We start from the raw sequence: 6,804 nt of genomic DNA on the forward strand, positions 1-6,804 counted from the left end.
CTGTCGCGCCGTACCGAACAACAGGCCGCGAATCTGGAAGAGGCTGCCGCCTCGATGGAAGAGCTGACCTCGACCGTGCGCCAGAACGCCGAGCTGGCACGCCAGGCCGACAGCGAAGCGCATGCGGCCGGCGTTGCCGTGCGCGAGACCGAGCAGGCCATGGCGCAGATGGCCACGGTGATGGGCGAGATCGACCAGTCTTCGGCGCGCATTTCGGAAATCTCCACGGTGATCGATGGCATCGCCTTCCAGACCAACATCCTGGCGCTGAACGCTGCAGTGGAAGCGGCGCGTGCCGGCGAACAGGGCCGCGGCTTTGCGGTGGTGGCCAGCGAAGTGCGTACGCTGGCACAGCGTGCCGGTGTCGCTGCCAAGGAGATCAAGGAGTTGATCGAGGACGCCGCTGCCAAGGTGCAGAGTGGTCTGGCCGTGACCGTGGAATCGGAAGCCGCCATTGCCCGCGTGGCCCAGGCGAGCTCGCGTACCACCCAGCTGATGAGCGACATCGCCGCCGCCAGCAAGGAACAGGCGGCCGGCATCGAGCAGGTCAACCAGGTGGTGGTGCAGATGGACCAGGTGACCCAGCAGAACGCTGCGCTGGTGGAAGAGGCGACCGCTGCCAGCCGCGCGCTGGAAGAGCAGGCGCATGCGCTGACCACGTCGGTGTCGGTGTTCCAGCTGGAGCAGGGCGCACGCATGCCCAGCCTGCCTGCACGCGCGGCGTAAGCCAACGACAACGCGATGTTGGATGGCGCCCTGCATGCGATGACCCGCATGCAGGGCGTCGATGCACGCAACGGTTGAGGGCCGCTAGCGCCCGCGTGCCGAGCGTTCGATCAACCAACCGGCCGCGTACAGCAACAGCAGGGTTGGCGGAACCAGCACCGCATACGCGGTCGACCAGGGCTTGCCGTACAACAGGCTGCCTGCGCCGATGGCATCAAGCGCGGCGGACTGCAGGGTGATGGGGAGTGCCATCAGGATGTAGGTACCCTTCGGGTCGGCGTCTGTCTGCGCGCCGTGGACCAGCCACGCGGTCAACAGCAGGTAGACCACGCACAGCGCAAGGCCTGTCCAGCTCAGCAGTCGTCGCATCTTCATCTGCAGGCCTCCTGTCAACGGACGTCGAAGCGGGCCTGCAGGGGCAGGCTCACATTCCGCAACAGATCCCTGACCACCACCTGCGCGGTCCACGTGCCCTTCGGGTCACCTGCCTCGGCGACGAACTTCAGCTGCACACTGGTCATGTACAGCAGGGTTGGCGGGCCGGGCAGGGCGGCAGTGAAGCAGGGAACATCGCGTTCGTCGACACTGGTACTGCCGTCCGGGCGAAGCATGTGCAGATCGCAGTGCACCTTGGGTACGCGGTTCTCATCCAGTTGCGGGTTGGACAGGAATGTCAGCAGGAACAATTCTCCGCCCAGGTGGACTTCGCTGGCCTCGGTAAAGCTGGGAGTGCTCTCCGGTGGAGTTTCCCATTTGGCCCGCCAGTCGGCGTCGGAGGTGACCAGCAGGGATGCCGCAAAGCCATCGCTGGATTTCATGGCATCGGTCTGCGGCACCGCCTTGCCGTCGCCATTTATCCAGCCATCGCTGGCAAAGGTGGTCATTGGCAGCATCAGGGCCATCATGGCCAGTGCGTAGGTCCCTCGCATCAACGCTCTCCTTGGTAGCCGCATCCTGCGGCGGAGCCGGCAGTATCGCGCAACCTTGGCCGGCACAGCAGAGGGAGAGCCAGGAAGAGGTTCCTTCGCCTGCCGATCCGGGCGATGCTTGCCAGCAAAGGAGCTGGCATGGGAACGGGACGTGAGGAAAAACGGGGCTGTGATGCCGCGTCGGCCGCGCCGCTGCACGTACTGATGCTGCCAGGCCTGGATGGCACCGGCAGCATGTCGACCCCGTTGCTGTCCGCACTGCAGGCTCATGGGCTGACGACGCAGGCGATCGCGCTGCCTGCGCAGGGCGGGCAGGATTACGCCACGCTTGCCAGATGGCTGTGGCCGCAGCTGCCCCGCCACCCCTTCATCCTGCTTGCCGAGTCCTTCTCGGGGCCGTTGGCAGTCGAGCTGGCCGCGCGCCAGCCCGCAGCGCTGCGCGGACTGGTGCTGGCCGCGACCTTTGCGCGCCGGCCCGTGCCATTGCCGGCAGCCGGCGCGGCACTGCTGTCACCGGCCTGGCCGGTGCCTCCCGTGGCGATGCTGGCGCGCCTGCTGCTGGGGCGGTGGCGCACCGGCGAGCACATGCCGATGCTGCGCGCTGCGTTGGCTCAGGTTCCAGCGACCACGTTGCGGCAGCGCGCCGCAGCGACCCTGCGGGTGGACGTACGCGCATTGCTGCCGCAGATCGGGGTGCCGACGCTGTGCCTGCAGGCGGGTCATGACCGGCTGCTGTGGCCGCCGAGCGTAGCCGAGCTGCAGACCCTGCTGCCGGACGCGCGGCACGTGGCCCTGGACGGGCCGCATCTGCTGCTGCAGGCCTGTGCCGAACCGGCCGCCGCGGTGGTGGCCGGTTGGGTGAGGGCGCTGCCCGCTACCGGCTAATTGCCGGCGCGGGTGCGTGCGGCCTTCTTCGCCGCGGTCTTGCGTACCGCCTTTTTTGCTGCACGGGTCTTCGCGGCCTTCTTCGCTGCGGTGCTGCGTGAGGCGCTCTTCTGCGTTGCCTTCCCGGCGGCCGCCTTCTTTGCAGGGACCTTCGCAGGCGCCTTCTTCACCACCTTCTTTGCAGCAGTCTTCCTGGTGGCGGCTTTCTTCGCAGGCGTCTTCTTCGCAGCGGTCTTATTCGCCACCTTCTTCGCCGGCGCCTTGCTTGCGGAAGCCTTCTTCGCCGTTGTCTTTCTGGCCACCTYCTTCGTTGCCTTGCGCGCGCTGCCGCTGCGCTTGCCACCACCATCCTGCTTGTTCACGGTGGCCCAGGCGATGCGCTCGGCGGTGCCTTCACTGGCACCGCGTTCGCGCTCACTCTCTTCGATATGCTCGGCCTGGCGCTTCTGCTTGTCGGTATAGGCGGATTTGTCACCACGGGGCATGGGGATTCTCCTGTTGGATGATCAGGCCAGCAGGCGCAGCTTCGGCTCGCGTGCCCACTGGCGGGTGGCGGCAGCGGCGAGGAAGGCCTTGCTGTCTTCGGCCTCCACGGTGCCGGCATCGTTGCCGACGCGCGCTGCCTTCAACAGGGCCTGTGCGCCTTCGTCACTGGCGATGGCTTTCAGGTGCGCCCAGGCATCGCTGACAAAGCCCACGGCTGCCGCGTCCTTGGCCAAGGCCTTGCCGGCGTCGGCACTCAGCACGACCGCCACTGCGTCGAACACCACCGACGGGGTACCGGCCAGCTGTCCATCGGCGRCCTGCGTTTTGCCGTCGCTGAGCGTGGCACCGCCAATTTTCGGCGCGACCAGCTTGACGCTGGCGCCGGCCTTTTCGGCGGACTTGCGCAGAGTGGCGATCACCCGTGCATCGGAGCCCTCGTCGAACAGGATGCCGATGCAGCGCCCCTGCAGCAGGGGCTTGTTGCGGCCGATCACGCGGACCTCGGGTGCGGCGGGCAGGTCCTGTGCAGGGGTTGCCGTCGGTGCCGGGGCGGGCAGGGTGCCCAGGGCCAGCCCGTCGGCCACGCGCTTGGCCAGGCCTTCGTCGATGTTGCGCAGATGGCTGACGGTGCGCACGCGCACCTTCTCGGTTTCCACCTTCGACAGCTCGAACACCAGCGCCGAGGCCAGGTGCGCCTGTTCCGGTTTTTCCAGGCTGCGGAAGAACATCCGCGCCTGGCTGTAGTGGTCGGCAAAGCTCTCCGCGCGGGTGCGGCCCTTGCGCCCATCATCGGCGCTGGCGTGGCTGCGGAAACCGGTGGGCGTCTCGCGCGGGCTGTCTTCCTGCAGCGAACTGGGGTCGTAGGCCACGCGCCCCTTCGGCACCTGCATCTGCATGTGGCCATCGCGCTGATGGTTGGCGAACGGGCACTTCGGTGCGTTGATCGGAATCTGGTTGAAGTTCGGTCCGCCCAGGCGGATCAGCTGGGTATCCAGATAGGAGAACAGCCGCCCCTGCAGCAGCGGGTCATTGCTGAAATCGATGCCCGGCGGCACGTTGGCCGGGCAGAAGGCGACCTGCTCGGTCTCGGCGAAGAAATTGTCCGGCCAGCGGTCCAGCACCATGCGTCCGATTACCTGCAGCGGCACCAGCGACTCGGGGATGATCTTGGTCGGGTCCAGGTGGTCGAACGGGAAGCCATCGGCCTGTTCTTCGGTAAACAGCTGCACGGCCAGCTCCCACTCGGGGAAGTCGCCGCGCTGGATCGCCTCGAACAGGTCGCGGCGGTGGAAATCGTTGTCGGCGGCCTGCAGCTTCAGCGCCTCGTCCCAGACGGTGGACTGCAGCCCCAGCTTCGGCCGCCAGTGGAACTTGACGAAGGTGGAGTTCCCTTCCTCATCCAGCAGGCGGAAGCTGTGGATGCCGAAGCCTTCGATGGTGCGCAGCGAGCGCGGAATCGTGCGATCGCTCATCGCCCACATGATCATGTGCATCGATTCGGGCATCAGCGAGACGAAATCCCAGAACGTGTCGTGTGCGCTGGCCGCCTGCGGGAACGCGCGGTCCGGTTCCATCTTCACCGCATGGATGAGGTCGGGGAACTTGATCGCGTCCTGGATGAAGAACACCGGAATGTTGTTGCCGACCAGGTCCCAGTTGCCTTCCCTGGTGTAGAACTTCACCGCGAAGCCGCGCACGTCGCGCGGGGTGTCGACCGAGCCGGCGCCGCCGGCAACCGTGGAGAAGCGGGTGAACACCGGCGTCTTCACCCCGACCTCGGTGAGGATCTTCGCCCGGGTCACCTTGCCCAGCGACCGGGTCAGTTCGAAGAAGCCATGGGCGGCCGAACCGCGTGCATGGACGATGCGCTCGGGAATACGCTCGTGGTCGAAGTGGGTGATCTTCTCGCGCAGCAGGAAGTCTTCCAGCAGGGTGGGTCCACGCGGTCCCTGGCGCAGGGAGTTCTGGTTGTCGGCAACCGGAATACCCTGGTTGCTGGTCAGTACCGGATGGGCGCCTCCTGCGAGCTGATGCAGTTCATCGCCCTGGCCGCGGCTGTCACGGTCGGCGGAGGTGGTGGCGGGAGCGCGCTTGCCGGTCGGCTTGCTGGCGGCCATGGAGGATCTCCTGGAGCGGGTAGGGGGCAGACCCCAGACAGTGGCGCCGCCGGCGTTAATGCACGGTCCCGTGAGAGTGAACGCGCAGACAAATCGGCGGCTCGGGTATGCTTGCCGCATGCGAGTCGAACCCGCCGACATCGAAGCCCTGTTCGACGCCATTCCGGACGTGCTGTTCTTCATGAAGGACCGCCAGGGCCGCTACACCTACGTCAACCAGACCATGCTGCGACGGCTGGGCCTGCGTGCGCGCAAGGACGTGATCGGACGCACCGCGGCCGAGATCTACCCCACCGGCTTGAGTGCGGACTATGTCGACCAGGACGCACGCGTGCTGTCCGGCGAGGTGATCGAGAACCTGATGGAGCTGCACCTGTTCGCCAACCGCGAACCGGGCTGGTGCCTGACCTGCAAACGCCCGCTGCTGGTGGACGGGCAGGTCGAGGGGCTGATCGGCATTTCCCGCGACCTCGGCCAGAAGGACAGCCTGGGGACCCAGTACGAGCAGCTCCGTCTGGCCTTGGCCCACCTCAATACGCACTACGCCGAGAACGTGCGGATGCAGACGCTGCTGGACATCACCGGGTTCTCGTTGTCCAAGCTGGAGCGCAGCTTCCGCAAGGTGTTCCAGATGACGCCGCAGCAGGTGCTGACCCGGCTGCGGATCCAGATGGCCATGCACCTGCTGCATGGCAACGAGAGCATTGCCTGCATCGGCCAGGCCTGCGGTTTCAGCGACCAGAGCGCGTTCACCCGCAAGTTCAAGGCTGAAACCGGTTTCTCCCCGCGCGCCTACCGCGCCCGTATCGGCGGCAATGTCGGCGAGCCGGTACCGGCCTGAGTTTCCTGCTGCGCTGTGCCTATCCCCGCGGCGGCTGGACACGGTAAGGTGTCGCCCTTGTAGCCGCCGCCAGCCCTGCCGATGCCCGCCACCCCCGATACGACCGCTTCGCCCTCCCGCCTCGGCCATTCGCTCAAGCCACGCCAGCTGATCATGATGGGGCTGGGCAGCGCCATCGGCGCCGGCCTGTTCCTCGGCTCCGGCGTGGGCGTGCAGGCGGCCGGCCCGGCGGTGCTGGTGTCCTACCTGGTGGCCGGTGCGCTGGTGATCATCGTGATGAACGCGCTGGGCGAAATGGCCGCGGCCAAGCCGACCAGCGGTGCGTTCTCGGTGTATGCGGCCGATGCCATGGGCGCCACCGCCGGTGCCACCGTGGGCTGGCTGTGGTGGGTGCAGCTGGTCATCGTGATTGCCGCCGAGGCGGTGGGTGCGGCCGGATTGCTGGCCACAGTCTGGCCGGTGGTGCCGGTACCGATGGCGGCATTGGCCTTCATGCTGTTCTTCACCGCGATCAACCTGCTCGGGGTGAAGAACTTCGGCGAGTTCGAATTCTGGTTCGCCATCCTCAAGGTGGCGGCGATCCTGGCCTTCATCGCCGTGGGCGTGGCGCTGCTGATGGGCTGGCTGCCGCAGGTGGCCTCGCCGGGCCTGAGCAACTTCACCGAGCACGGTGGCTTCGCACCGAAGGGACTGGCCGGCATCGGCGCGGCGCTGCTGGTGGTGGTGTTCGCCTTCGGTGGCACCGAAATCGTGGCCGTCGCTGCGGCGGAGACCGAAGACCCCGAGCGCAGCATCGCCCGTGCCATCCGCACCGTGGCCT

The 6,804-nt window shown here is 67.0% G+C and carries 8 protein-coding genes; 4 read left to right on the forward strand and 4 right to left on the reverse strand.

Translation table 11 applies throughout. The features are described 5' to 3' along the window. Positions 1-726: methyl-accepting chemotaxis protein (locus tag AB4Y84_RS09485; protein WP_442250055.1), on the forward strand; the 726-nt coding region annotated here is incomplete at its 5' end. An 84-nt stretch (positions 727-810) separates the two neighbouring features. On the opposite strand, the gene AB4Y84_RS09490 is transcribed toward AB4Y84_RS09485, so the two are convergent. Together AB4Y84_RS09490 and AB4Y84_RS09495 are read right to left on the reverse strand one after the other, a co-directional pair. Beyond that, complete coding sequence (locus tag AB4Y84_RS09490) at positions 811-1,101, reverse strand: hypothetical protein (RefSeq protein WP_032951973.1); 291 nt, start codon at positions 1,099-1,101, stop codon at positions 811-813. Positions 1,102-1,115: 14 nt separating this feature from the next. Continuing rightward, a complete protein-coding gene (locus AB4Y84_RS09495) occupies positions 1,116-1,655 on the reverse strand; it encodes a hypothetical protein (RefSeq protein WP_363732164.1) in 540 nt (179 codons plus the stop codon). Between the two features lie 138 nt (positions 1,656-1,793). On the opposite strand from AB4Y84_RS09495, the gene AB4Y84_RS09500 reads away from it, so the two are divergent. Continuing rightward, positions 1,794-2,540, forward strand: coding sequence for an alpha/beta fold hydrolase (locus tag AB4Y84_RS09500; RefSeq protein ID WP_442244612.1), 747 nt, complete (start codon positions 1,794-1,796; stop codon positions 2,538-2,540). Here AB4Y84_RS09500 and AB4Y84_RS09505 read toward each other — a convergent pair. Together AB4Y84_RS09505 and AB4Y84_RS09510 are read right to left on the reverse strand one after the other, a co-directional pair. Continuing rightward, positions 2,537-3,025: a hypothetical protein gene (locus AB4Y84_RS09505; RefSeq protein WP_442250056.1), complete on the reverse strand. Its 489-nt coding sequence runs from the start codon at positions 3,023-3,025 to the stop codon at positions 2,537-2,539. The genes AB4Y84_RS09500 and AB4Y84_RS09505 overlap by 4 nt on opposite strands. Before the next feature lie 21 nt (positions 3,026-3,046). Then, the gene (locus AB4Y84_RS09510; RefSeq protein WP_442250057.1) at positions 3,047-5,143 is read right to left on the reverse strand and encodes a catalase; all 2,097 of its coding nucleotides are present in this window, start codon (positions 5,141-5,143) and stop codon (positions 3,047-3,049) included. A gap of 118 nt (positions 5,144-5,261) precedes the next feature. On the opposite strand from AB4Y84_RS09510, the gene AB4Y84_RS09515 reads away from it, so the two are divergent. Both AB4Y84_RS09515 and AB4Y84_RS09520 read left to right on the forward strand, forming a co-directional pair. Then, positions 5,262-5,984, forward strand: a complete 723-nt coding sequence (locus tag AB4Y84_RS09515) for an AraC family transcriptional regulator (RefSeq protein WP_025877061.1) — start codon at positions 5,262-5,264, stop codon at positions 5,982-5,984. 81 nt (positions 5,985-6,065) lie between these two features. Continuing rightward, on the forward strand, positions 6,066-6,804 hold a 739-nt coding region (locus AB4Y84_RS09520; protein WP_442250058.1), incomplete at its 3' end, for an amino acid permease.

The organism is Stenotrophomonas sp. 2YAF22 (assembly GCF_052114665.1).
Taxonomy (GTDB): domain Bacteria; phylum Pseudomonadota; class Gammaproteobacteria; order Xanthomonadales; family Xanthomonadaceae; genus Stenotrophomonas; species Stenotrophomonas indicatrix.

Bases quoted from the DNA above. Each gene is read 5' to 3' on its own strand.
- AB4Y84_RS09490 (WP_032951973.1), bottom strand. From the start codon at position 1,101: ATGAAGATGCGACGACTGCTGAGCTGGACAGGCCTTGCGCTGTGCGTG.
- AB4Y84_RS09495 (WP_363732164.1), bottom strand. From the start codon at position 1,655: ATGCGAGGGACCTACGCACTGGCCATGATGGCCCTGATGCTGCCAATG.
- AB4Y84_RS09500 (WP_442244612.1), top strand. From the start codon at position 1,794: ATGGGAACGGGACGTGAGGAAAAACGGGGCTGTGATGCCGCGTCGGCC.
- AB4Y84_RS09515 (WP_025877061.1), top strand. From the start codon at position 5,262: ATGCGAGTCGAACCCGCCGACATCGAAGCCCTGTTCGACGCCATTCCG.